This window comes from Neoroseomonas soli (assembly GCF_018129065.1).
Classification (GTDB): Bacteria; Pseudomonadota; Alphaproteobacteria; order Acetobacterales; family Acetobacteraceae; genus Neoroseomonas; species Neoroseomonas soli.
Map to the genome: position 1 here is coordinate 1 of NZ_JAAEDM010000002.1, position 24,999 is coordinate 24,999.

Here is a 24,999-nt window from a genome sequence, read left to right on the forward strand (position 1 = left end):
CTCGCCCGAGGCAGTCAGCGTCACGTCGTCGCCCAGCGCCGCATCGAGCGAGAGCCGCGCCCCGCTCGCCGGCCCGTCGAGCGTCAGCCTTGCCCGCGCTGCCCGCCCCGGCAGGCCGAGCAGCGTGCCGAGCAGCCCATCCGCCGGCTCACTGGCATCGAGCCGCGCCGTCAGCCGGTCCGCGCCTGGGGCCAGGTCCAACGCGACCAGCGCCTCCGCCGGCGCATCCAGCCGCCGCGCCGCCAGCCGCGCCGAGAGACGCCCGGCTTCAAGCCCGGCCTCCCCCTCGATGGCCAGCACGGCGGCGACGCCCATCACCGGCGCGCCCAGTTCGATGCGCTCCACCGCCAGCCGGTCGAGCCGCAGCGCGACGGGCAATTCCGGCATCGCCGGGATCAGCGGCGCATCCGGCTCGGGCGGCGGGGGCGGCGTGCCGTCGCCCGGCGGCAGGCGATGCAGCACCACGCGGCGGGCGGTGATGGCGGTGATCCGCGCCTCCCGCCGCAGCAGCGCCATCAGGTCCAGGGCGACCTGCGCGTCTTCCAACTCGACCCAGGTGCCCTCGGCATCGGCCATGGCCAGGCGCGCCACACCGATGCGGCCGGGCAGGGGACCCGTCAGCCCCTCGACCGTCAGCCCCGGCACGAAATCCCCGGCCAGCCGGGCGAGGGTCCGCCGCCCGCCTTCCCCATTCGCCCAGACCAGCGCCCCGCCCAGCAGCACCAGCGCAAGGACCGGCAGCGCCAGCAGGGTCAACAGGAGAGCGCGGAGGATGCGGCGCATGTCAGAAAGCCTGCCCGATGCCGACATAGAGCGCATAGGCCGGATCGCCGCGCTCGGGATTGAGCGGCACGCCGACATCGACGCGGATCGGCCCGATCGCCGTCAGGTAGCGCATTCCGAGGCCCACGCCGACGCGGAAGTCGCCGCTGCCGGGGTAGGAATCTTCCCCGACGCTGCCCGCATCCACGAAGGCCACCGCCCCCCACGGGCCGGAGATGCGCTGCCGCCACTCGACCGCGAATTCCATCAGGCTCGCCCCGCCGAGCGGCCGGTTGCCGGCATCGCGCGGCCCGATCGACTGGAAGGTGTAGCCGCGCACCGACCCGCCGCCGCCCGAATAGAACCGCTTGTCGAGGGTGATCTGGTCCCGCGTCGCGCCCACCGTCGCGCCCAGCGCCCCGCGCAGCGCCAACACCCCGCGGGCATCCCCCGTCACGTCGAGATAGGTGCTGCCCACCGCGAGCAGTCGCGTGAAGGTGCTGCCGTCCTGGATCGACCAGTAGGGCGTCGCCGTCACCGCGGCGCGCACCCCGCTGGTCGGGTCGAGCAGGCTCGTCGTGTCGTCCCACCGCAACCCGGCGACGAAGCCGAGCAGCGAGAAATCCTCGAGCACGCCGTAGCGCCCGATGCGTCCGGTCTCGTAGAGCGGACCACCCTGCAATGCGAGGCGCTCCGACAGCCGCCGCTCGGCCAGCGCGGAGACGAGGATCGCCTCCCGGTCATAGGCTTCGAGCAATTCGCGCACCGCCCCGACGCGGGCGGTCAGCCGCGCGTCGTAGCGCCAGATCTCCGGCAGGGTCAGGGTGGCGAAGGCGCGGTAGGTGGCGTTGCCGAAGCTGCTTTCGCTCAGGCGGGCGGCCTCGGCCTCCAGCCGCAGCCGCTCGGCGCCGCCGAAGAGGTTGCGGTGCTCCCAGAAGGCGCTGATGCCGAGGCCGTAGTTGGTCTCGTAGGACACCGTGCCGCCGATCGCCCGCAGCGGCCGTTCGGAGACATGGAAGGTGACCGGCAGCCGGTTGTCGGGCGTGAGCGCGCTGGCGGGCTCGGCCCGCACGCTTTCGAAGACGCCGAGGGCGACCAGGGCGCGGCGGGCGCGTTCCAGCGCGGCGGGGGAATAGTCGCGCCCTTCGATCTGCCGGGCCGCGGTGCGCTGCAGCAGGCCGGCATGGGTGCGGACCTGGCCGGTGACCTCGGGCGCGGCGAAGGTCGCGCGCGGGCCGGGGGCGAAGCGCCAGGCGATGTCCATGGCGCGGCGGTCGTGGTCCACCCAGACCTCCCGCCCGGCCACGGCGGCGAGCGGATGCCCCGACCGGCGCAGCGCGTCGCGGATCGCCGTCTCGGCGGAGAGCACCGCCTCCGCGCGGGCCGGATCGCCCTCGGCGAGGCCCGAGGCGGCGGCGGCCTCCCGCACCGGCCCGGCGGCCGCTTCGGGTTCGGCGGCGATGGCGATCCGGCCGATGAGGTAGCGCGGCCCCGGGGTCAGGGTCAGCACCACCGGCACCGGCTCCGTCGCGCGCTGCAGCAGGGCGGGCAGGCCGGGGTCGTCGGGCTGCAGGCCGGCGATGGTGGCGGCGACGGAACCGCCCCAGAAGCCTTCGGCGCGCAGCGCCTCCATCAGCCGGGGCAGGTCGGCGCGGACGCGGCCTATCAGGCCGAAGGCGTCGGTGGGCGCGCGCTCGCGCAGGCGAATGGTCTGGGCCACGGCCTCGGCGGTCGCGCGCAGCCCGGAATCATCGAGTGGCGCGACCTCGGCCGTATAGGGCAGGTCGGGCGGTTCCTCCTGTGCCATGGCCGGGCAGGCGAGCAGCGACACGAGCACCGCCCAGGCCGCGCCGGAGCCGGTGGTGCGCCGTCGCACGGCGGGATAGGATTCGCGAATCATGCACACCGATCTTTCCGCGACCCTTACCTCCTGGCGACGGCATCTGCACGCCAACCCCGGCCTGACCCTTCACGAAGGCGAGACGGCGGCGTTCGTCGTCGCCCGGCTGAAGGAGATGGGCGTCACCGACATCGCCGAGAATGTCGGCGGCCACGGCGTGGTGGCGACGCTGCGGCGGGGCGGCGGCAACCGCTCGGTCGGCCTGCGCGCCGACATGGATGCGCTGCCGATCCAGGAGCAGAACGAGAACATCGCCTGGAAGTCCACGGTGCCCGGCGTGATGCACGCCTGCGGGCATGACGGGCACACCACGGCGCTGCTCGGCGCGGCGAAGGTGCTGCTGGACGACCCGAGCTGGACCGGCACGGTGCGCCTGGTCTTCCAGCCCGCCGAGGAAGGCGGGGGCGGCGCCAGGTCCATGATCGCCGACGGGCTGTTCGAACGTTTCCCGATGGACCGCATCTTCGGCTGGCACAACTGGCCGGGCCTGCCGGCCGGGACCATCGGCGTGCATGAGCGCGCCGTGATGGCCGCCGGGGCGCGCTTCCAGATCGTCTTCGAGGGCCATGCCGGCCATGCCGCGCTGCCGCACCTGACGCGGGACCCGATGATCGCGGCGGGCCACGCCATCGTCGCCGTGCAGTCGATCGTCGCGCGCAACCTCGACCCGCTGAACGGCGGCGTCGTCAGCATCACCGTGGTCGAGGGCGGGGAGGCGCAGAACCAGATCACCGCCCGCGTGACGCTCAAGGGCACCGCGCGCTGGCTGCGCGACGCGGATGGCGAGACGATCCGCGAGAGCCTCGACCGCATCGCCCAGGGCGTCGCGGCGACCTACGGCGTCCACGCGAACTTCACCTTCAATGCGGGCGTGATGGTCACGGCGAACCACGCGGCCGAGCGCGACCTTGCGGCCGAGGCCGCCGCCGCCGTCACCGAGGTGCGCAGGGACGTCCTCCCCGCCATGACCGGCGAGGATTTCTCCTGGTACCTGAAGCAGGTGCCCGGTGCCTTCGTCTGGATCGGCAACGGGCCGGCGGAGAACGGGTGCGAACTGCACAACCCGCTCTACGACTTCAACGACGAGATCCTGCCGACGGCCTCGAAATTCCTGGCCGAGGCGGCGAAGCGGGCGCTGGCGGGCGGCTGACCCCCGCCCGCATCCGCCCCCGTCTATTCGGCCGCGACCGGCTGGTCCGGCGCGCGCGGCGCACGGCTGGCGCGCGGGGGCGCGGGGGGCTCTGCGGCGGGTGGTTCGGCGGTCGTCTCCGGCAGCGTCGTCGAGGCGAGTTCCATGGCGTGCTCGAACAGCCGCGTCGCCGCGTCGGAATAGTCCTGCGTGGCCTCCGCGAACCAGCGTTGCTGTAGCGCCGCCAGGTCCATGATGTTGCCGCAGCAGCGCATCTCATCGATCGTCCGTGAATCCGCGCGCAGGCGGTCCGCGACGAAATCCATGCCTTCCTTGATCATGGTCGCGGCGAGGCGCGGGATCGCTTCCCCGTTCGCGAGGGCCGGAAATCCGATCGGCGCCGTGCTGGTCGGTCCACCCGGCGACATCGTCTGGCCTTGATCCATGAAGTGCCCTCCTTCTGGTTCGTGGGGGGCTCGGGGGCACCCCCGCGATGGCAATCGGGGATCGCGGGGCGCCGTGCACTAATCCAGATCAAGCACACGCCAAAGTGACGCCGGCCCCCGTCTCCGCACGCAAGGGTGGCGTCACGGTGCCGGATCGCTCCAGAGGCCGAGCAGCCCTTTCGGCGGATCGGCCAGCGCCACCAGGCGCGCCGCATCCTGCACGACGACCCGGCGGTGCAGCAGGGTGACGATCCCCTGCTCCCGCAGGGTCCGCAGCATCCGGCTGACGTGTTCGGGGGTGAGGCCGGTGGCGTCGCCGATCAGGCGATTGGTCAGCGGCACGGGCACGGCACGGCCGGGTTCCGGCGGGAAGCGCCGCTGCGCGCGGGCGACGAGTTCCAGCAGCAGGTGCGCGACCCGCGCCAGCGCGTCGCGCTGGCCCACGGTCGTCAGCCGTTCCGCGATCAGGGCGGCGTCGCGTTCGATGGTCCAGAGGATGCGGTCGTCGAAACCCGGCCAGGCATGGCGCAGCCGGTGCAGGGCTTCGAGTGGCAGGGGGCAGACCAGCGCGGGCGTCAGCGCCTCGGCACTGTGGGAATGGGTCGCCTGGCCGGTCGGCATCAGCCCGAACAGGGCGCCCGGCAGCAGGAAGCGCAGGATCTGCCGCCGCCCGTCCGGCAGCGTCTGCGCCAGCATGACCCAGCCGGAGATGAGGTTGAGCGCGTCCTGCACCGGCTCCCCCTGGCGGTACACGGCGGTCCCGGCCGGCAGGGCGATGGGCCGCCGGCGGGCCGTCTCCAGCGCGAGGAGCGCCTCCGGCGATCGCATGGGGGCGCAAAGCCCCCGAGGCCGCGCGGGGCAGCCTTCGCAGGTGAGCGTTGCGGCGTCCGGGACCGGTTCGCGGGGCATCGGCGGCGAGCATGCCACGCCCGGCGCGGCTTTGCGCGGCCGTGTCGCTACCGGCCCGCCGCCGCGGGATTGTGGAAGGGCCTGCCGGCCCAGCCCTCGTGCAGCGGCGCGAGGAAGTAGAAGGTGATCCGCCGCGCCGCGAAGCGCCACACGCCGTCCTGCTTCACCATCTCGTCGTCATAGTGCCCGGCCGAGACGTAGGACACGCCGTTCATCACCGAGAGGTATTCCATCGAGATCCGCCCCGTCGCGCGGTCCCCGTCCAGCACCACCGTGCCGTTGGAGCAGAAATGCCAGAACTCCTCGGTCATCGCCGGCACGCGCCGCGCGAAGAACTCGGTCAGTGCGGCGCGGCCGCGCACTGCGGTCAGCCCCTCGAACACCCCGTCCTCGGTGAAGAGGTCGATGAACTCCGCCCATTGCCGCCCGTCGAGCAGGTGGCAGTAGCGGGCGCGGAGGTCGGCGATGGCGAGTTGGTCCTCCACGGCGCGGAGCCGGTCCTCGAGGCTTCTCATCGGGCATTTCCCTTGTTCGGCATGCAGGATAGGCCCCGCCGCCGCTTTCCGCCCAGCACCTGGCCGGGCTACTCCTTCCGCGATGCAGCATGATCCCGCCCCCGGCCTCCTCGCGCTCGAGGCCCGCCTCGCCGAAAGCCTGGAGCGCCTCCAGGAGCCTTCGACCGACTGGGTGCCGCCGACGACGGCGCCGGACGGCACGGTGGCGCTCGACGTCGCGGTGCTCGGCGCGGGCATGGCGGGGCTCTCGGCCGGCTTCGCGCTGAGGCGGGAAGGGGTGCCGCGGGTCGCGCTCTTCGACCCCGCGCCCGAGGGCGATGAAGGCCCCTGGGCCACCTACGCCCGGATGCGGACGCTGCGCAGCCCGAAGCAACTGGCCGGGCCGGCGCTCGGCCTGCCGGACCTGACCTTCCGCGCCTGGCACGAGGCGCAGCACGGCGCCGCCGGCTGGGAAAGCCTCGGCAAGATCCCGACGCCGGCATGGATGGACTACCTGCGCTGGTATCGCCGCGTCTCCGGGCTGGATGTGCGCAACGGCATCGCGGTCGCGCGCATCGAACCGAATGGCGCGGTGTTCCGGCTGGCGCTGAGCGACGGCACCACCGCCCATGCGCGCCATGTCGTGCTCGCGACGGGGCGCGATGGCCTCGGCGGGCCGCGCCTGCTGCCCGGCTTCGCGCCGGAATGGCGCGGGGCGCTTTGGGCGCATTCGGCCGATGCGATCGACTTCGCGGCGATCGCCGGCAAGCATGTCGTCGTCATCGGTGCCGGCGCCTCGGCCTTCGACAACGCGGCGGCGGCACTGGAAGCCGGCTGCGGCCGCATGACCATGCTGCTGCGCCGGCAGCGCCTGCCGCGGGTCAATTCCGGTAAGTCGCTGGAAGGCCGCGGCACCTGGCACGGCTGGCACGCCCTGCCCGCCGAATGGCGCTGGCGCCTCGCGCTGTCCGTCGAGCGCCGCCAGACGCCGCCGCCCCACGAAAGCGTCCGCCGCGTCTCCGCCCACGCCAATGCCGCGATCCGGATGGGCGCCGGCATCGAATGCGTGACGCGCGACGGCGAGGCGCTGCTGCTGAAGACGCCGAAGGGCGAGATCCGCGCGGATTTCACCATCCTCGGCACCGGCTTCCTGCAGGATGCCTCGCTGCGCTCAGAACTCGGCGCCATCGCGGATCAGATCCGCCTCTGGCGCGACGCCTACACGCCGCCGGAGCACGAACGCGACGAGGCGCTCGGCCTCAATCCCTGGCTCGACGAAGGCTTCGCCTTCACCCCGCGCATCCCGGGCACGGCGCCGCACCTCGCGCGCCTGCATTGCTTCAACTTCGCGGCGACGCTCAGCCACGGGAAACTCACCGGCGACATCCCGGCGATCAGCGGCGGGGCGCAGCGGCTCACTCGCGCCATCTGCGCCCGGCTGCTGGCGGCGGATATCGAATACCACGCGGCGAAGCACGCGGCCTTCAATGAGCCCGAAATCAACGGCGACGAGTGGCCGGGGGTCGAGCTCTAGAAAGCAGGTCGGGGGAGGGGAACCTCCCCCGAATCCCCCTCCCTTTTCTGGATACTCAGTCGGCGGTGATGCGGGCCTCGCGCGCGATCGTCTGCCAGCGGGCGGCGCTGGCGGCGATCCAGGCGTCGCTTTCGGCGGCCGGCACGTTCATCGGCTCGACGAAGGCGGTGCGCAGGCGGTCCGCCGTCTGCTGCGTGCGGGTGGCGGCCAGCGCCTCGCGCAGCCGCGCCACCACCGGCGCGGGCGTCCGCTTCGGCACCGCCAGGTTGAACCAGATGCCGAGGTCATAGCCCGCGAGCCCGCCCTCCTGCATCGTCGGCACGTCGGGCAGCGCGCTTGCGCGCGTCGTCGTCGTCACCGCCAGCGCGCGGAAGGCGCCGGAACGGATATGCGCGGTGGAGGTCGCGGTGGTGTCGAAGCCGAAATCCACTTCCTTCGCCAGCAGCGCCGCCACCAGCGGGGACGACCCGCGATAGGGCACGTGCGTCGCCTCGATCCCTGCCATCTTCATGAACACTGCGCACGAAAGGTGCGAGGACGACCCGTTCCCCACCGAGCCGAAGATCAGCGGCCGGCGCTTCGCTTCCTCGATGAAGCCCTGCAGGTTCGTCGCCTGCACGCGGCCGGGGATGACGGAGAGCACGTTCGCCACTTCCCCGATCAGCCCGAGGCTGGTGAAGTCGCGCACCGCATCCACGCCGGAACTCGCGTAGACGATCGGATTCACCCCGAACAATGCGGTGGTGCCGAACAGGATCGTGTAGCCGTCGGCATCCGCCTGCGCCGCCGCCTGCGTGCCGATGTTGCCGCCGGCACCGGCGCGGTTCTCGATCACCACCGGCTGGTGCAGCTCGCGCGACAGCGGCTCGGCGATGATGCGCGCGACGATGTCGTTCACCCCGCCGGGCGGATAGGTGACGATGATCCTGATGGGCCGGGTCGGCTGCCATCCCTGCGCGCGCAGCGCGGGCGCGGCAAGGAGCGTGCCGAGACCGGCCAGCGCGGCTCTGCGTGCGATGAGGGTCATGGACGTTTTCGCTTCGTTTGAGGACGAGGGCGTCCTATCCCCGATCCCTCCCGAACGCCAGGGCGGCGGCCGCGTGTCCGGCTTCCGCCGGCCGTGCCGGTCTTGATGTGCCGCATCAGGGGGTAACAGGCGCGTCATCGGCGGTCTTTGGTGTCGTTACTCCGTCATAATGAGGCTAGAACTCCCCGCTCGGCAGCGCATTGCCGTTGTCGTGCCGGCGCCGGATCGGCTCATTCCAACACCTCGGAGGGTTGTCACGATGGCGACAGTCTTTCGCCGCGCCCTGATAGGCAGCGCGCTTGGTGCTCTGGCAGTGTGTGGCAGCCTCAACCTTGCGGCTGCTCAGGCACCACCCGCGCAGCCGCCCGCACCGGCCGCAGCCGCGCAAGCAACGCAGCAGCAACGGCCGCCGAACATCGTGTTCATCATGGGTGACGATGTCGGCATGTGGAACATCGGCGCCTATCACCGCGGGCTGATGGCGGCACGCACGCCCAGTCTCGATCGGCTGGCGGCGGAAGGGATGATATTCACCGACTACTACGCGGAGCCGTCCTGCACCGCGGGGCGCGCCAACTTCATCACCGGCCAGTTGCCGATCCGCACGGGGCTGACCACGGTCGGCCAGGCGGGTGCGACGGTCGGCATGCCGGCGGCTGCACCCACCATCGCGACCGCGCTGCGCGCCCAGGGCTACGCCACCGCGCAGTTCGGCAAGAACCACCTCGGCGATCTCAACCCGTTCCTGCCGACCATGCACGGCTTCGATGAGTTCTTCGGCTACCTCTATCACCTCGATGCCATGCAGGACCCGTTCTACCCGACCTTTCCGCCGGCGCTGCGGGATACGGTGGGCCCGCGCAATCTCGTGCGGTCCTTCGCCACGGACGTGGACGACGCGACCGTACACCCCCGCTGGGGCCGCGTCGGCCGCCAGCGCATCGTGGACGAAGGCCCGTTGCCGCCGCGTCCCATGCCCAACATCCAGTACAACATGACGACCTTCGACGAGGTCATCCGCGACAACGTGATCCGCTTCATCGACCAGTCGGTGGCGGCCAACCGGCCGTTCTTCGTCTGGATGAACCCGACGCGCATGCACGTCGAAACACACCTTTCTCCGGAATACGAAGGCCGGCGCAATGCGGAGAATGGCTGGTCGATCTCGGAGGCCGGCATGGCGCAGATGGACGACAACATCGGCGCGGTGATGAACCACCTGCAACAGCGTGGGCTGGCCGAGAATACCATCGTCGTCTTCACCACCGACAACGGCGCCGAGAACTTCACCTGGCCCGATGGCGGCAATACGCCCTTCGCTGGCGGCAAGGGCACGGCGCTCGAAGGCGGCGTGCGGGTACCGATGATCGTTCGCTGGCCCGAGCGCATACCGGCTGGCGTCGTGGAGAATGGCATCATGTCGGGGCTCGACTGGTTCCCGACGCTGCTCGCCGCGGCCGGCAACGCGGAAATCCGCGATCAGTTGCGGGCGGGCCGGGACCTGGGCGGACGCACCTATCGCGTCTACCTCGATGGCTACAACCAGCTTCCCATGCTGACAGGCCGGGGGCCGTCCAACCGCAACGAGGTCTTCTACTTCACGGAAGGCACGCTGAGCGCGGTGCGGATCGGCGACTACAAGTATCGCTTTACGGACCAGCCGCAGGGCTGGCTAGGCGGTACGGTACGACTGGACTGGCCGATCATCGTCAACCTGCGGCTCGATCCGTTCGAGAGGATGGGCCTGCCGAACGGCGCCAACGGCTCCCTGAATTTCTACACCTTCTTCCTGAACAACTTCTGGCGCTTCGTCTTCGTCCAGCAGGAAGTGGCGCGCTACGCGCAGAGCTTTGTCGAGTTCCCGCCGATGCAGCGCGGTGCCTCCTTCAACATGGAGGCGGTGAAGGCGCAGATCGAGGCGGCGATCGAGCGGGCAAGGGGCGGCCACAACTAGCGTAGGTCTCGTTCGTACGTGGATTTTCCGGACGATCGGACACGCGGGTCCGGACCTGGGCTGGGGCGGTTCCACGCAAGTGGAATGCGCTCCAGCTTCGGCCAGCCTGTCATTGATTGAACTGGTGGACTCTCTCGCCGTGGAAGTGCCGAGGAGGGACTCCCTCTGGGGGCCTTACTTCAACACGCGTCTCAACCACTCCCCCGCCTCGGCGATGGCGCGGTCGGCCTGCTTCACATGCCCCATCGAGCGCAGGAACCCGTGCAGCACGCCGGGGAAGGTGGTCGCCTCGACCTCCACGCCCGCCTCGCGCAGCCGCTTCTCCATGGCGAAGTTCTCGCTCGCCAGCACGTCGAGTTCCGCGACATGCAGCAGGCAGGGCGGCAGGCCCGCGAGGTCCGCGCGCAGCGGCGCGGCCAGCGGATGCAGCCGGTCCGCATCCCGCAGCGCGTAGCAGCGCCAGTAGAAATCCATCTTCTCGCGCGTCAGCGTGTGGCCGGTGGCGAATTCCTCATAGGACGCGGTGTCGAGGCGTGAATCGAACACCCCGTAGTTCAGCAGCAGCCCGCGCAGCTTCAGGTCCGGATCGGTCTCCCGCAGCAGCAATGCCGTCGCGACGGCGAGGTTCCCGCCCGCCGAATCCCCGCCCACCACGATGCGCGTCGGGTCGAGCCCCCATTCCGCTCCATTCCTCGCCACCCAGCGCACCACCGCGGCACATTCCTCGAGTGCCTGGGGGAAGGGCGCCTCCGGGCTCAGCGCATAGTCCGGCCCCACCACGGCGCAGCCCGAGGCCGCCGCATAGCCGCGCATGATGTGGTCATGAGTGTCGATGCTGCCCCAGACCCAGCCGCCGCCATGGATGTAGACCATCACGGGCAGGGGCTTGCCGGTCGTTGGCCGGTTCACCCGGCAGGCCAGCCGCCGCCCGCGGACCGCCAGCCAACGGTCGCCGGTTTCCGCCATGCGCGGCCCACCCGCGGCCGCCAGTGCCAGGCCAGGCCCGTCATTCGACGCGCGCGCCGCATCCAGCGGCGGTTCCATGACGATCGGCGGGAAGGCGCGGCCGCGCTCCTCCATCATCGCCGTGAAGGCGCGCATCTCGGGGTCCCAGCGGTCCTGGCTCATGCTTGTCTCCTCTCCTGGCCGGACGCCAGTGGAGGGGCGGGCGCGCCCGCCGGCAAGGGGGTGGCGCTCCCGCCTCCGCGCTGCCACGGTTCCGCCGTTGCGGCGACAGGAGGCTGCGGGCATGCTGCACCGCACAATGCCTGACGTTTTCACCATGCCGTCCCGCTCGGGGGGCTTCCGCGAAAAGTCGCTGCTGCGCCCGCAGAACCTGGTCCTGCTGGCCGCCGAAGGCAGCGCCGAGGCGCCGATCCTCGCGCGCAACCTGGCGGCCGGCGGCTTTCACGGCCGGCTTTTCGCCATCGGCGCCGCCCCGGAAGGATTCGAGCCGGCCGCTTCGGTCGAAACGCTGCCCGTCTCGCCGGATCTTGCCGTGCTCTGCCTGCCGCCGGCCGAACTCGAAGGCGCCATGGCCGCGCTCGCCGCGCGCGGCTGCTTCGCCGCGGTGGTGCCGGGGCCGGCGCCAGACCTGGCGGAGGCCTCGGCCCGGACCGGAGTGAGGGCGCTCGGCCAGGGCTCCTTCGGCGTCGCGGTGCCCTCGATCGGGCTCAATGCGACGCTGAGCCACATCCCGCCGGCCAAGGGCCGGCTTGCGCTGGTCACGCAATCCTCGGCCATCGCCCGCGCCGTGCTGGACTGGGCCGCCGCGGAATCGGTCGGCTTCAGCCACGTCATCGGCATCGGCGGCAACCAGGAACTGGGCTTCGCGCGGGTGCTCGACTGGCTCGCGCGGGATTCGGGGACCGGCGCGATCCTGCTCGACCTGCGCCGGATCAAGAACCGGCGCATGTTCATCTCCGCGACGCGAGCCGCGGCGCGCACCCGCCCCGTGGTCGCGATCCGCGCCGGCGGCCGCCTCGCGGACGGCAGCGGCCTCGCCGACGAGGTGATGGAGGCGGCGCTGCGCCGCGCCGGCGTCCTGCGCGTCCGCGGGCTCGAGGACTTCCTCACCGCCGCCGAGACCCTGGCGCGCGTCCGTGTCTCCCCCCGTGCCACCGGGGCCGGCGACCGCATCGCCATCGTGACCAACGGCATCGGCCTCGGCGCCCTGGCGGCCGATGCGGTGCTCGCCGGCGGTGCCCGGCTCGCGGCACCGGAGGAGGCGGCCATGGCCGCGCTCGCCATCGGGCTGCCGGAGGGCTGGCGCGGGCCCAATCCGCTCGCCCTCGGCCCCGCGGCCGCCGGGCGACTGGGGGAGGCCGCGGCGATGCTCGCCGCCCTGCCCGAGGTGGATGCCGTGGTCGCCCTGCACGCTCCCGCGCCGGCGGAAGACGCGGCGGTGGTGCGGGAGACCCTCGCCGCCGCGGTGAAGGCCAATCGCGGCGCGCCGATCCTGGTCGGCTGGGTGGGCCAGGCGACGGCCGGCGCCCAGCGCGCCCTGCTGGCCGCCGCGGGCGTCGCCGTCTTCGCCTCGCCCGAGGGCGCGGTGCGTGGCGCCCTCCACCTGGCGCAGGACCGCCGCAACCGCGCCGCCGCCGCCGAACTTCCGGCCCGCGAGGTGCTGGACCTGGCGCCGGACCGTGCCCATGCGGCGCGCGTCTTCGCCCGTGTGCGCGCCGCCGGCCGGCTCGAACTGACGGAGGAGGAGGCGCTCTCGGTCCTCGCCGCCTACGGCCTGCCGACCGTGCCCGGCCGCGGTGTCGCGGGACCTGAGGAGGCGGCCGCTGCCGCCGCCATGCTCGGCTTCCCGGTGGTGCTGAAGATCCTGAGCCCCGACCTGCCGCGCAAGACGGAGGTCGGCGGCGTGGCGCTCGGCCTGATGTCGGCCGACGCGGTCCGCGAGGCGGCGACGCGGATGGCGGCGCACGTCGCCGCGGCGCGCCCCGAGGCGCGGCTGACCGGCTTCCTGGTGCAACGGCAGGCGGGCAAGGGGCAGGAACTGCGCCTGCGCCTCGGCGACGATGCCATGTTCGGCCCCTGGATCGGCTTCGGCCGCGGCGGCACCGCCGCCGACATCGACCCGGACGAGGGCTTCGACCTGCCGCCCTTGAATCTCGCGCTCGCCAGGGCGCTGATCGGGCGCACCCGCACCGCGCGGCTGCTCGATGGCTGGCGCGACCACGCGCCGGCAAATGTCCCGGCCATCGCCGATGCGCTGGTGCGCCTGTCGCAGGTGGCGGTGGACTTCCCCGAGATCGAATCCTGCGGGATCAACCCGCTGCTGGCCGACACCGAGGGCGTGCTGGCGCTCGACTCCTCGATCACGCTGCGCCCGGAGGGCGAGCGGGCGCTGCTCGCCATCCCGCCCTATCCGGCGGAACTGGCGCGGGTCTGGCGCGGGCATGGCGGGCGTGAGTTGACGGTCCGCCCCATCCGCCCCGAGGACGCCGCCGCCCATGCCGAGGCCTTCGCCCGCCTCTCGCGCGACGACATCCGCTACCGCTTCTTCTCCGCGCTCGGCGAACTCAGCGCGGCGCAGATCGCCCGCATGACGCAGATCGACTACGACCGCGAGATGGCCTTCGTCGCGGTGGAACGGTTGCCGGACGGGCCCGACCGCACCGTCGGCGTCTCCCGCCTGATCCGCGAGCCCGGCAGCACCGAGGCGGAATTCGCCATCATCGTCGACCCGACCTGGAAAGGGCAGGGCTTGGCGCGGCACCTGATGGAACGGCTCTTCGAATGGGGCCGGTCGGTCGGCGTGCGGGAGGTGGCCGGCCAGGTGCTGGCCGAGAACAGGCCGATGCTCGCCTTCGTTCGCGCCCTCGGCTTCCGCGTGCGCAACAACGCCGAGGATGCGGAGGTCATGGATGCGCGGCTGACGCTCGGGCCCGCGCCGCCCGGCTGATTGCCGTGCGCGCTGTCGATCGCACCGGCCTCCGCGCCGGCTCGCGGCAGCCGCCATGCGCTCCCGCCTTTGCCGGCATCCTCACCCGACCGGGCGACGCCACCCGGCCGGGATGCGCCCTGTCGTGCTGATCCCGAACGCCTGCGGAGGTCGTTCCCAGGGCTCTATTCGACGGCGCATTCCTGGACCAGCGCGCGCACGCGCCCCGCGGCCTCGGAACCCTTGAGCGCGTCCCGCCAGGCCGCTTCGGCCACGCGCTGGTGGGTGCCGATCGCCTCGTCCGCGGAGGTGATGAAGGCGACGCCCGTGGCCGAGGTCGGATAGGCATCGGGCGGGAATACGCTGCCGACGACATGGGCGCGTTCGCGCCCGCGCAGCACCATGAAGGCTCCGGCCGGCTCGGGGCCGGCGATCAGGCCGATCTGCAGGCCGATCGGCACGCTTTCCATCTGCTCGGCGATCGCTTCCGCCTCGGCGCGCGCGGCGAGGCGGCAGCGCGTGCGCGCGCGCTCCGAGAGGGCGAGGCCGGGGGCGGCGCCGTCGGTCAGCATGCGCCGTATCGAGCCTTCGCCCAGGATGGCGATGATGTTGGGCTTGCGCGCCTGGTGCAGCTTCTTGCGCGCCGTGAGCAGGCCCAGCATCTGCTCGACCTGGGTGCGCGCAATCAGCCGGTCGGAGGAGGCGTCGGCGGCTTCTGTCCAGGCTTCGGTCAGGGCGCCGTCGAAGGCGTCGGTCGAGACCGGGTAGCAGATCGCGCCACCCACCTGGAGCACCTGGTCGGATTGTTCCTCGACCTGGCGGAGGCGTTCCTGGAACGCGGCGGGTCGGCCGAAATACTCCACGCCGATGCCGAGCAGCGAAAGGGGCGAGATCTTCAGCAGTTCGGCGAGGCGGCGGATGGTGTCGAGCTTAATCACCTCCCCCTTCTCGTACCGGTAGAGGGCAGCGCGCGACACGCCGAGGCGCGCGGCAATCTCTTCCGCGCGCAGCCCGGATTCCAGCCGATAGGCCCTCAGCTGCTGACCAATTTCCGCGAAGCGCATGCGGCCCTCCCGACCGATGGGTCGGATCGGTATACGCGACGTTGCCCCGGATTTCGAGACACTTTCCCAGGAGCGTTGCGGCAGGCGCGTAATTCCGCACCTGTTTCATACGATGGCGCGGACGCCCCGGCGTGGGGCGCCCGCGCCGTCGTCACGCCTCCTCGGCCACCTTGTGCGCGGCGAGGGTCTCGAGCGCCTTCACCAGCCCGGAATGGTCGAGATCCGCCCCGCCCGCCGCTGCGACCGCTGCGAAGAGCTGCTGGGTGGAGGCGGTGTTGGGCAGCGCCACGCCGAGGTCCCGCCCCGCCTGCAGCGCCAGGTTCAGGTCCTTCTGGTGCAGGCGGATGCGGAAGCCCGGCGCGAAGGTGCGCTTGATCATCCGCTCCCCGTGCAGTTCGAGGATGCGGGAGGTGGCGAGCCCGCCCATCAGCGCCTGCCGCACCTTGGCCGGGTCCGCTCCGGCCTTGGAGGCGAAGGTCAGCGCCTCGGCCACCGCCTCGATGGTGAGCGCCACGATGATCTGGTTGGCGACCTTGCAGGTCTGCCCGGCGCCGACCGGGCCGACGAGGGTGATGTTCTTGCCCATCGTCTCGAACAGAGGCTTCGCGCGGGCGAAGGCGGCCTCGGTTCCGCCGACCATGATGGTCAGCGTCGCCTGCTTGGCGCCGACCTCGCCGCCGGATACCGGCGCGTCGAGGTAGTCGGCCCCCTTGGCCGCGATCTTCTCGGCGAAGGACTTGGTCGCGGTGGGGCTGATCGAGGACATGTCGATCACGAGGCTGCCCGGCTTCACGCCTTCGGCCACGCCGCCGGCGCCGAACAGCACCGCTTCCACGTCCGGGGTGTCGGGGACCATCAGGATCACCGCCTCGGCACCGGCGGCCGCGGTCTTCGCATCGGGCGCGACGGCGAAGGCCGCGCGGTCCTCGGCCGTCAGGCTCCTGCGCTCGACGACGGTGATCTCGTGGCCGGCGGCCTTGAGGTGGCCGGCCATGGGGCGACCCATGATCCCGAGGCCGATGAAGGCGATCTTCATGCGTTTCTCTCCGAAGCGGCGGAAGGATGGCCGGGCCGGGGGAGCAGTTCCCGGCTCCGTCGAACCCGAGACATAGCCGAGCAGCGGCGGCCCGAACATGCCGCGCGCGGACCGTGAGGCGACAGTGGCCGGACCGGGCGTCCGGTGCCGTCCCGGCATCGACGCTATGCAGGCATCGGCATGTTTTTTCCTGCTGCGGCGGATCACGCGCGAAAGTAGATTTTCACGGCAAGGTGATCCAAAAAATGCGCCGATCCGCGAATCTTGGTATGCTCGCCCGCCTGCTGCCGGCCCTGGCGCTTGCCGCTCCGGCGCTGCCCTTCGCCGCCGTTGCGCAGGACAGTTTCGTCCGGGTGGCGGACCAGGCGACGGGGCGGCCTCTGCTCTCCGTGCTCGGTACCGGCCTTGGCCGACCCTTCACCAGCCTGACGCTGGATCTCGCCTGCCCGACGCCGGTGGCCTGGACGATCGAGGTCTCGGGCGATCGCTTCCCGTCCGGCCTGCCGGTGGGCTTCGTGTTCGGTGGCCCGCGCGGCGGCTGGGTCGAGGTGCAGGTCGTCGCCGTGGAGCAGGGATCGGCTGGCCGGTTGCGGGTCGGGCTCGACCGCGGCTCCTTCCGCGCGGCCTTGGCCCAGGTGCGCGGCGAGATGCCGAACGCGCCGGGGGCCGACGCGATGCTGCTGGTGGGGCAGGAATTCGGCCTCTCGGTCGGCCTCGATGCCCTGGTGCGGGAGATGACCGCCTTCGCCCAGGCCTGCGAGCCAACGCCCCCGCGCCGCCCGACGGCGCGGCCCGTCGTCGTGCAGGGGCAGTAGGAGACCGCTTGCGAATGCCGGCGCTGGCCCACGCCCCTACCCGGCCACCCCACCGACAATATCCTGGATGGCTGGCCAGGCGGGGGTGCGGGCCGGGACCGGGCTTGAGAATGTGCCATCCGGCGCATTCCCGAACGGTCTCTTGAGCGGTCTCCGTTCGCCTCGGCTCACGGACACCGCTCCAGGCCTTTGTTTCTGCGAGCATCTTCACCCGATCAGGCGATTCCACCTGATCGGGATCTGCTCTCAGGCCTCGCGTCAGCGGTAGGGCTGGAACCAGCCGAGCCCGGCCACCGTCTCGCCCGCCGGCCGGTATTCGCAGCCGATCCAGCCGCGGAAGCCGAGTTCGTCGATCCTGCGGAACACGAAGGGCCAATTGACCTCCCCCGTGCCGGGCTCGTTGCGGCCGGGATTGTCGGCCACCTGCATGTGGGCGATCAGCGGGAGGTGCTTCTCCACGCGCTTCACGATGTCGCCCTCGGTGATCTGGCAGTGATAGAGGTCGAACTGCATCCCGACCTTCTCCGGCCCCACCGCGTCGATGATCGCCGCCGCCTGGTCGGTGGTGTTGAGGAAAAAGCCCGGGATGTCGCGATGGTTGATCGGCTCGATCACCGGCTTCACGCCCGCCTTCCCGCATTCCTCCGCCGCCCAGGCGAGGTTCGCCCCATAGACCGCGGTCAGCGTGTCGTGCGGCACGCCCTGCGGCATCAGCCCTGCCATGACGTGCAGCCGCGGGCAGGCGAGCGCCGCGCAATAGTCCAGCGCCCTGAGGATCGCGTCGCGGAATTCCTCCTGCCGGCCGGGCAGGGCGGCCATGCCGCGCTCGCCCTTCGACCAGTCGCCGGGGGGCGCGTTGAACAGCACCTGCTGGAGCCCGTTGTCCTTCAGCCGTGCCGCGATCCCGGCCGCCGGGAACTCGTAGGGGAAGAGGAACTCCACCGCCCGGAACCCCGCCTTCGCGGCCAGCGCGAAGCGGTCGAGGAACGGGGCCTCGTTGAACATCATGGAGAGGTTCGCGGCGAAGCGCGGCATGGCTGTTCCCCCAGGGTCGGACGGACGCGGAGGCTAGCGGCCGCGGCACCGGGCGGCCAGTCCCCGCCTCGCGCCCCGCCGCCGCTTCGGGCAGGATGGCGCCATGGCGATCAATACCCCGCGCGCGACGCGCCTGATCGGGATGGCGGTGCTGGCGGGGCTGGCGGTCGCCTGCCTCCTGGTATTGCGCCCCTTCATCTCGGCGCTGCTCTGGGCGGTGATCCTGGCCTTCTCGACCTGGCCGGTCTTCGCCTTCCTGCGCGAGAGGGCGCGGCTTTCGCCGAGCCTCGCCGCGGGGGTGATGGTGGCGGCGATGTTCCTCCTGGTCGGCCTGCCCATCGTGCTCGCCGCGCCGACGCGGCGGGGGGAGATCGAGGCACTGAGCACCTCCATCGAGGGCCTGCTGACCGACGGCCTGCCCGGCCTCGGCGTCTGGCTCGAGGCGTTGCCGGTGGTGGGCGGCTGGATCCGCGGCTGGATCGGGGAGATGGAGTTCGACCTGCTCGGCCTCGCGGGGCTTCTGCGGCCCTATGCCGGGACCATCACGCAGCAGGTGGTGGCGGTGCTCCTCGCGGTGCTCTCGGGCCTGGCGGAACTGCTGCTCGCGATCTTCCTCGCCTTCTTCTTCTATCGCGACGGGCCGGCCATGGCCGTGCGGCTCAAGGCGGTGATGGGGCGGCTCGGCGGGGAGACCGGCATCCGCATGATGCACCTTGCCGCCGACGTCACGCGGGGCGTGGTCTGGGGGCTGGTGGGCACGGCGGTGGCGCAGGGGCTGCTCTCGGCCTTCGGCTTCTGGATGGCGGGCGTGCCCCAGCCGCTGCTGCTGGCGGTGGTGACCGGCGTCATCTCGATCTTCCCGGTCGGCGCGCCCCTCATCTGGATCCCGGCGAGCCTCTGGCTGCTGACCCAGGGGCAGACGGGCTGGGGGATCTTCATGGGCCTCTACGGGGTGCTCGTGATCTCCTCGGTCGACAATGTCATACGGCCCTGGGCGATCGCCCGCGGGGCGGACCTGCCGCTGCTGCTGACGCTGCTCGGCGCGTTGGGCGGCGTGCTGGCTTTCGGCTTCCTCGGGCTGTTCCTCGGCCCCGTGGTGCTGGCGGTCGGGTTCACCCTCATGCTGGAATTCGCCGGCGGGGCGCGGGAGGATGCGCAAGAGCCTTCCACACCACCGCCGCCGGCCCTATAGCCGCGCGCCTTGGGGGAGAAGCGCCGGGAAGCGGCGGATGGAGAGAACAGGAATGCGTAAGCTGCTGATGGCGGCGGCGCTGGCCGCGGGGCTCGGCGCCGGCTGGGTGGGGGCGGAGGCGCGCACGGTGCGCTGGGCCGCCTCGGGCGATCCCAACACCATGGATCCGCACAGCCAGAATGTCGGCACCGTGACCATGGTGCTGCAACAGATCTACGACCCGCTGATCTCGCGCGACCAGAACCTCGGCCTCGCGCCCGGCCTCGCGACGCGCTGGGAGCAGGTGGAGCCGAACCGCTGGCGCTTCTGGCTGCGCGACGGCGTGAAGTTCCATGAGGGCCAGGCCTTCACCGCGGATGACGTGGTCTTCACCGTCGTCCGCGCGCAGCAGCAGACTTCCAACTACGCGATCTACGTCGACACCATCGACCGCGCCGTGCAGGTCGAACCGCTGGTGGTGGACATCATCACCCGCGTGCCGGACCCGATCCTGCCGAACAAGATCGCCTCGATCCTGATCATGTCCCGCGCCTGGGCGGAGCAGCACAACGCCACGCGGCCGCAGAACACCCGCGCGCGGGAGGAGATGTTCACCACCCGCAACACCAACGGCACCGGCGCCTTCCGCCTGCAATCGCGCGAGCCCGACGTGCGCACCGTGATGGCGCGCAACAACGACTGGTGGGGCTGGAGCCAGCCGGCGAGCCGCGAGGCCAACGTCACCGAGATCGTCTATCGACCGATCTCCTCCGACGCCACGCGCATCGCCGCACTGCTCTCGGGCGAGGTGGACTTCGTCCTCGACCCGCCGCTGCAGGACCTCAACCGGCTGCGCCAGGCGCAGGGCATCCGCGTGGTCGAGGGGCCGGAGGTGCGCACCATCTTCATCGCGATGGACGTGTTCCGCGATGAACTGCTGTATTCCGACGTGCGCGGCCGCAACCCGCTGAAGGACCTGCGCGTGCGGCAGGCGCTCTACCATGCGATCGACATCAACGCGATCCACCGCACCACGATGCGCGGCCAGTCGGTCGTGACCGGCACCTTCTTCCCACCGCAGGTCAACGGCTACACGCAGTCCGAGGATGTCCGCCTGCCCTACGACCAGGCCCGCGCCCGCGCCCTGCTGGCCGAGGCCGGTTACCCCAACGGCTTCGAGATCACCCTCGACTGCCCGAACAACCGCTACATCAACGACGAGCAGATCTGCCAGGCGATCGTCGCGATGTGGGCGCGCGTCGGCGTGCGGGCGCGGTTGAACTCGATGCCGCTCGCGCCCTTCTTCGCCAAGATCCAGCGCGACGACACCTCGATCTACCTGCTCGGCTGGGGCGTGCCGACGCTCGATGCGCTCTATTCCTTCCAGTCGCTGCTGCGCTCCCGCGACGGCGGGCAGGGCAACGGCATCTGGAACTACGGGCGCTATTCCAACCCGCGCATGGATGCGCTCATCGACATCATGGTGAACCAGTCCGGCGAGGCGCGGAACGCCGCGATCCGGGAGGCGCTGCGCATCTACCGGGAAGACGTGCCGCACATCCCGCTGCACCACCAGATGATCCCCTGGGCCATGCGCGCGAACCTGCAGATCCCGCACATGGCCAACAACCAGCCCTACTTCCGCTGGGCGCGCGTGAACTGACCTGACCGCGGGCGCGGTCCTTCCGGCCGCGCCCGCCCCGGAGTGCCACCGATGTTCGCCTTCATCATCAACCGCATACTTCAGGCGCTGCCGGTCATGCTGGCCGTGGCGCTGATCTCCTTCGCGATGTTCGCCTATGTCGGCGATCCGGTGGCGATCATGCTGGGGCAGGACTTCACCGAGGCGCAGCGCGAGGCGCTGGTGCGCGACCTCGGCCTGGACCAGCCCTTCTGGGTGCAGTTCGCGACCTTCGTCGGCAATGCCGCGCAGGGCGAATTCGGCCTGTCCTACCGCCTGTCGCGCCCGGTCGCGGAACTGATCGCGGAACGCGCGCCGGCGACGCTGGAACTGGCCTTCTGTGCAGCCGGCCTCGCGCTGCTGATCGGCGTGCCGATGGGGGTCTATACGGGCCTGTATCGCCATTCCTGGCTGTCGCGCTTCTTCCTCACCTTCAGCCTGATCGGCGTCTCGCTGCCGACCTTCCTGATCGGCATCCTGCTGATCCTGGTCTTCGCCGTCTGGCTCGGCTGGCTGCCGTCCTTCGGGCGGGGGGACACGGTACAGCTCGGCTGGTGGAGCACGGGATTCCTGACCTGGTCGGGCCTCAAGGCGCTGATCCTGCCGGCCATCACGCTCGGCCTGTTCCAGCTCACGCTGATCATGCGGCTGGTGCGCTCGGAGATGATGGAGGTGCTGCGCACCGATTACATCAAGTTCGCCCGTGCCCGGGGCCTGCCGAACCGGGCGGTGCATTTCGGCCATGCGCTGAAGAACACGCTAGTGCCGGTCATCACCATCGTCGGCCTGCAACTCGGCGCCATCATCGCCTTCGCCATCGTCACCGAGACGGTGTTCCAGTGGCCGGGCATGGGGCTGCTGTTCATCCAGTCCGTGGGGGCGGCCGACATCCCGGTGATGAGCGCCTACCTGCTGCTGATCGCCCTGGTGTTCGTCACCATCAACCTGATCGTCGATCTTCTCTACTACGCCGTGGATCCCCGCCTGCGGATCGGTCGCGGCAAGGGAGGCCACTGAGCCATGGCCGCGGCCGTGAAGCGTTTCTTCGATTCCGACCTCTGGTGGTCCTTCACCCGTTCGCCGGTGACGGTGCTTTCCGCCATCGTCGCGCTGGTCTGCATCCTCGGTGCGCTCTTCGCGCCCTGGATCGCGCCGCACAATCCCTTCGACCTCGCCTCCCTGAACCTGATCGACGCCTTCAAGCCGCCGGCCTGGGAAGAGGAAGGCGTGGCCGAATACGTCCTCGGCACGGACGACCAGGGGCGCGACGTGCTCTCGGCCATCATGTACGGGGCGCGGGTGTCGCTGATCGTGGGCATATCTGCCACGCTCTTCGCGACCTTCGTCGGCGTCTCGCTGGGGCTGCTCGCGGGCTATGCCGGCGGGCATGTGGATAGCGTGCTCATGCGGATATGCGACGTCCAGCTGACCTTTCCCTCGATCCTGGTGGCCCTGCTGGTGGACGGCATCACCCGCGCCGCATTGCCGCGGGAGGTGCATGACCAGATCGCGCTGTTCGTCGTGATCTTCGCCATCGGCATCAGCGAATGGCCGAAATTCGCACGCACGGTGCGCGGGTCGACGCTGGTCGAGCGCAACAAGGAATACGTCCAGGCCGCGCGCGTCATCGGCGTGCCCTCCGCGCGCATCATGGTCAGCCATGTCCTGCCCAACGTGGTCGGGCCTGTGCTGGTGGTGGCGACGCTGAACCTCGGCCTCGCGATCCTGTCGGAGGCCACGCTCTCCTTCCTCGGCGTCGGCGTGCCGCCGACGCAACCTTCGCTCGGCACGCTCATCAGGATCGGCAACGACTTCCTGTTCAGCGGCGAGTGGTGGATCACGATCTTCCCGGGCATCGCGCTCATCGCGATGGTGCTCTCGGTCAACCTCCTGGGCGACTGGCTGCGTGACGCCCTCAACCCGAAGCTGCGCTGATGTCGAACCTTGCTCCACTCCTGCGGGTGAAGAACCTGCGCGTCGAGTTCCCGACCAGGCGCGGCACGCTGGTGGCGCTCGACGACGTGTCCTTCGACATCGCGCCGGGCGAGGTGCTCGGTGTCGTCGGTGAATCCGGCGCCGGCAAGTCGATGACGGGTGCCGCGATCATCGGCCTGCTGGAACCGCCCGGCCGCATCGCCAGGGGCGAGATCCTGCTCGACGGCAAGCGCATCGACAACCTGCGCTACGAGCAGATGCGCCGCATCCGCGGCAAGGAGATCGGCGCGATCTTCCAGGACCCGCTGACCACGCTGAACCCGCTCTACACGGTCGGCCGGCAGTTGGTGGAGACGATGACCACCCACCTGCCGGTCGGCCCCGGCGAAGCGCGCAGGCGCGCCATCGAATGGCTGGAGCTGGTGGGCATCCCCGCCGCGGCGCAGCGCATCGACAGCTACCCGCACGAATTCTCGGGCGGCATGCGCCAGCGCGTGGTGATCGCGCTCGCGCTGTGTGCGGAGCCTCGCCTGATCGTGGCCGACGAGCCGACGACGGCGCTCGATGTCTCGATCCAGGCGCAGGTCATCGCCCTGCTGAAGCGCCTCGCGCGGGAGAAGGGCACGGCGATGATGCTGGTGACGCACGACATGGGCGTCATCGCCGAGACCGCCGACCGCGTCGCCGTCATGTATGCCGGCCGCATCGCCGAGATCGGCCCCGTCCGCGAAGTGGTGAAGCACGCCAACCACCCCTATTCGGCAGGGCTGATGGCCTCCATCCCGCCGCTCGACCGGCGCGTGGAACGCCTCGCGCAGATCGATGGCGCCATGCCGCGGCTTTCGGCCATTCCGAAGGGCTGCGCCTACAACCCGCGTTGCCCGCAGGTCTTCGGCAAATGCCGCGAACTGCGCCCGGACCTGATCAACGCCGGCACGACGCAGGCCGCCTGCTGGCTCTACGACACGGAGGCCACCCGTGGCTGAGGCGCCCCCGATGTTCGAGGCGCGCGACCTGGCGCGCCATTTCGACGTTTCCCGCCCCTTCCTCCAGCGCATGCTCGCGCGCGAGGCGAAGCGCACGCTGCGCGCGGTGGACGGCATCTCCTTCTCGATCCCGAAGGGCACGACGCTGTCGCTGGTGGGTGAATCCGGCTGCGGCAAATCGACCGTCGCGCGCCTTTCGGTGGGTCTCTACGGCCCGACCGCGGGCTCGGTGCATTTCGACGGGCGGGACCTCGCGGAAGCGCGCGCCCTGGCGGACCAGCGCCGGCGCATGCAGATGATCTTCCAGGATCCCTATGCCTCGCTGAACCCGCGCTGGCGCGTGGCCGACATCATCGCCGAGCCGATCCGCGCCTTCAGCCTGGTGAGGACGCGCGGCGAGCAGGAGAACCGCGTCGCGGAACTGCTGACGCAGGTGGGGCTCTCGCCGCTCGACGGGCAGAAGTTCCCGCACGAGTTCTCGGGTGGTCAGCGGCAGCGCATATCGATCGCGCGCGCGCTGTCGTCGAACCCGGAATTCCTGGTCTGCGACGAGCCGACCTCGGCACTCGACGTCTCGGTGCAGGCGCAGATCCTGAACCTGATGAAGGAACTCCAGCAGCGGCTGGGGCTGACCTACCTTTTCATCAGCCACAACCTCGCCGTGGTGCGCCAGGTCAGCGACCGCATCGGGGTGATGTACCTGGGGCGGCTGGCGGAACTCTCGCCGGCGGAAAGTCTCTTCAGGCGACCGCGTCATCCCTACACGCGCGCGCTGATGGAAGCGATCCCGGACCTCGACATGACGGGTCGCGAACGCATCCCTGTCGGCGGCGAGGTGCCGTCGCCCATCTCGCCGCCTTCCGGCTGCGCCTTCCATCCGCGCTGCCCGCTGGCGAATGAGCGCTGCAAGCGGGAACGGCCGGAACTCATGCCAGCAGGGGACGCCATGGTGGCTTGCCACGCGGTCGAGGAAGGCCGCGACGATGCCATGCCGATGCCGGCGATTGCGCGCGACGCGGCTTGAGGTGCGTTCCCGGAGAGGGGTGCTCCCCCTCTCCGGACTTCACCCAGCCGGGTTCCGATCGCCGATGAACGCCCTTGGGGCCGCGAGGTCTCTGGACACCAGGCCCGACCGGGATTGCGTGCGACCGAAGCAACGCTATCCCGTTTCGTGAATTGTCCGGTTCCCAAATGCCCTTGGCGAGTGAGGTCCGGGGGAGGGCAAAGCC

General features: G+C 71.0%; 21 protein-coding genes. 11 read left to right on the forward strand and 10 right to left on the reverse strand.

Annotated features, from left to right (window positions below):
* Together GXW76_RS00825 and GXW76_RS00830 are read right to left on the reverse strand one after the other, a co-directional pair.
* Window positions 1–783, reverse strand: a 783-nt coding sequence (locus GXW76_RS00825; protein ID WP_456307096.1) for a hypothetical protein, incomplete at its 3' end; no start/stop codon positions are given.
* 1 nt (window position 784) lies between these two features.
* Window positions 785–2,662, reverse strand: a complete 1,878-nt coding sequence (locus tag GXW76_RS00830) for an autotransporter assembly complex protein TamA (RefSeq protein ID WP_211860074.1) — start codon at window positions 2,660–2,662, stop codon at window positions 785–787.
* Here GXW76_RS00830 and GXW76_RS00835 point away from each other — a divergent pair.
* Window positions 2,661–3,812: an amidohydrolase gene (locus GXW76_RS00835; protein ID WP_211860076.1), complete on the forward strand. Its 1,152-nt coding sequence runs from the start codon at window positions 2,661–2,663 to the stop codon at window positions 3,810–3,812. The two genes, GXW76_RS00830 and GXW76_RS00835, sit on opposite strands and share 2 nt — an antisense overlap.
* A gap of 23 nt (window positions 3,813–3,835) precedes the next feature.
* On the opposite strand, the gene GXW76_RS00840 is transcribed toward GXW76_RS00835, so the two are convergent.
* The 3 genes from GXW76_RS00840 to GXW76_RS00850 all read right to left on the reverse strand — a co-directional run bounded on the left by GXW76_RS00840 (window position 3,836) and on the right by GXW76_RS00850 (window position 5,661).
* Window positions 3,836–4,237 carry a hypothetical protein gene (locus GXW76_RS00840; protein ID WP_211860077.1) on the reverse strand — a complete coding sequence of 134 codons (402 nt, stop codon included), beginning with the start codon at window positions 4,235–4,237 and terminating at the stop codon, window positions 3,836–3,838.
* Between the two features lie 141 nt (window positions 4,238–4,378).
* Window positions 4,379–5,065 (reverse strand): Crp/Fnr family transcriptional regulator, encoded by a 687-nt coding sequence (locus GXW76_RS00845; protein ID WP_211860078.1) that lies wholly within the window; start codon window positions 5,063–5,065, stop codon window positions 4,379–4,381.
* Window positions 5,066–5,193: 128 nt separating this feature from the next.
* The gene (locus GXW76_RS00850) at window positions 5,194–5,661 is read right to left on the reverse strand and encodes a nuclear transport factor 2 family protein (protein WP_211860079.1); all 468 of its coding nucleotides are present in this window, start codon (window positions 5,659–5,661) and stop codon (window positions 5,194–5,196) included.
* A gap of 82 nt (window positions 5,662–5,743) precedes the next feature.
* Here GXW76_RS00850 and GXW76_RS00855 point away from each other — a divergent pair, with 82 nt between their 5' ends.
* Window positions 5,744–7,174, forward strand: a complete 1,431-nt coding sequence (locus GXW76_RS00855; RefSeq protein WP_211860080.1) for an NAD(P)-binding domain-containing protein — start codon at window positions 5,744–5,746, stop codon at window positions 7,172–7,174.
* A gap of 55 nt (window positions 7,175–7,229) precedes the next feature.
* Here the strand turns inward: GXW76_RS00855 and GXW76_RS00860 are convergent, their stop codons facing one another.
* Complete coding sequence (locus tag GXW76_RS00860) at window positions 7,230–8,201, reverse strand: Bug family tripartite tricarboxylate transporter substrate binding protein (protein ID WP_211860081.1); 972 nt, start codon at window positions 8,199–8,201, stop codon at window positions 7,230–7,232.
* 259 nt (window positions 8,202–8,460) lie between these two features.
* Here GXW76_RS00860 and GXW76_RS00865 point away from each other — a divergent pair, with 259 nt between their 5' ends.
* A complete protein-coding gene (locus GXW76_RS00865) occupies window positions 8,461–10,155 on the forward strand; it encodes an arylsulfatase (protein ID WP_211860083.1) in 1,695 nt (564 codons plus the stop codon).
* A 174-nt stretch (window positions 10,156–10,329) separates the two neighbouring features.
* On the opposite strand, the gene GXW76_RS00870 is transcribed toward GXW76_RS00865, so the two are convergent.
* Window positions 10,330–11,283, reverse strand: coding sequence for an alpha/beta hydrolase (locus GXW76_RS00870; protein ID WP_211860085.1), 954 nt, complete (start codon window positions 11,281–11,283; stop codon window positions 10,330–10,332).
* Window positions 11,284–11,404: 121 nt separating this feature from the next.
* Between GXW76_RS00870 and GXW76_RS00875 the strand changes: the two genes are divergently transcribed.
* Window positions 11,405–14,068, forward strand: coding sequence for a bifunctional acetate--CoA ligase family protein/GNAT family N-acetyltransferase (locus GXW76_RS00875; protein ID WP_246513817.1), 2,664 nt, complete (start codon window positions 11,405–11,407; stop codon window positions 14,066–14,068).
* Window positions 14,069–14,232: 164 nt separating this feature from the next.
* Here the strand turns inward: GXW76_RS00875 and GXW76_RS00880 are convergent, their stop codons facing one another.
* Together GXW76_RS00880 and GXW76_RS00885 are read right to left on the reverse strand one after the other, a co-directional pair.
* On the reverse strand, window positions 14,233–15,111 hold the full coding sequence (locus GXW76_RS00880; protein WP_211860086.1) for a helix-turn-helix domain-containing protein: 879 nt from the start codon (window positions 15,109–15,111) through the stop codon (window positions 14,233–14,235).
* A gap of 151 nt (window positions 15,112–15,262) precedes the next feature.
* Window positions 15,263–16,147: a 2-hydroxy-3-oxopropionate reductase gene (locus tag GXW76_RS00885; protein ID WP_211860087.1), complete on the reverse strand. Its 885-nt coding sequence runs from the start codon at window positions 16,145–16,147 to the stop codon at window positions 15,263–15,265.
* A gap of 245 nt (window positions 16,148–16,392) precedes the next feature.
* On the opposite strand from GXW76_RS00885, the gene GXW76_RS00890 reads away from it, so the two are divergent.
* Window positions 16,393–16,962, forward strand: coding sequence for a hypothetical protein (locus GXW76_RS00890; protein ID WP_211860088.1), 570 nt, complete (start codon window positions 16,393–16,395; stop codon window positions 16,960–16,962).
* 258 nt (window positions 16,963–17,220) lie between these two features.
* Here the strand turns inward: GXW76_RS00890 and otnI are convergent, their stop codons facing one another.
* The gene (gene otnI, locus GXW76_RS00895) at window positions 17,221–17,997 is read right to left on the reverse strand and encodes a 2-oxo-tetronate isomerase (protein ID WP_211860089.1); all 777 of its coding nucleotides are present in this window, start codon (window positions 17,995–17,997) and stop codon (window positions 17,221–17,223) included.
* Between the two features lie 103 nt (window positions 17,998–18,100).
* Between otnI and GXW76_RS00900 the strand changes: the two genes are divergently transcribed.
* From GXW76_RS00900 to GXW76_RS00925, 6 genes are read left to right on the forward strand one after another with little or no spacing between them, the layout of a single operon-like run.
* The gene (locus tag GXW76_RS00900; protein ID WP_211860090.1) at window positions 18,101–19,189 is read left to right on the forward strand and encodes an AI-2E family transporter; all 1,089 of its coding nucleotides are present in this window, start codon (window positions 18,101–18,103) and stop codon (window positions 19,187–19,189) included.
* A gap of 52 nt (window positions 19,190–19,241) precedes the next feature.
* Window positions 19,242–20,831: an ABC transporter substrate-binding protein gene (locus GXW76_RS00905; RefSeq protein ID WP_211860091.1), complete on the forward strand. Its 1,590-nt coding sequence runs from the start codon at window positions 19,242–19,244 to the stop codon at window positions 20,829–20,831.
* A 51-nt stretch (window positions 20,832–20,882) separates the two neighbouring features.
* Window positions 20,883–21,866, forward strand: coding sequence for an ABC transporter permease (locus tag GXW76_RS00910; protein ID WP_211860093.1), 984 nt, complete (start codon window positions 20,883–20,885; stop codon window positions 21,864–21,866).
* Window positions 21,867–21,869: 3 nt separating this feature from the next.
* Entirely contained in the window at window positions 21,870–22,784 is a 915-nt protein-coding gene (locus GXW76_RS00915; RefSeq protein WP_211860095.1) for an ABC transporter permease, read from the forward strand.
* Complete coding sequence (locus GXW76_RS00920) at window positions 22,784–23,770, forward strand: ABC transporter ATP-binding protein (protein ID WP_211860096.1); 987 nt, start codon at window positions 22,784–22,786, stop codon at window positions 23,768–23,770. The genes GXW76_RS00915 and GXW76_RS00920 overlap by 1 nt, the downstream gene beginning before the upstream one ends.
* On the forward strand, window positions 23,763–24,794 hold the full coding sequence (locus tag GXW76_RS00925; protein ID WP_338150860.1) for an ABC transporter ATP-binding protein: 1,032 nt from the start codon (window positions 23,763–23,765) through the stop codon (window positions 24,792–24,794). The genes GXW76_RS00920 and GXW76_RS00925 overlap by 8 nt, the downstream gene beginning before the upstream one ends.
* Window positions 24,795–24,999: the final 205 nt, after the last annotated feature.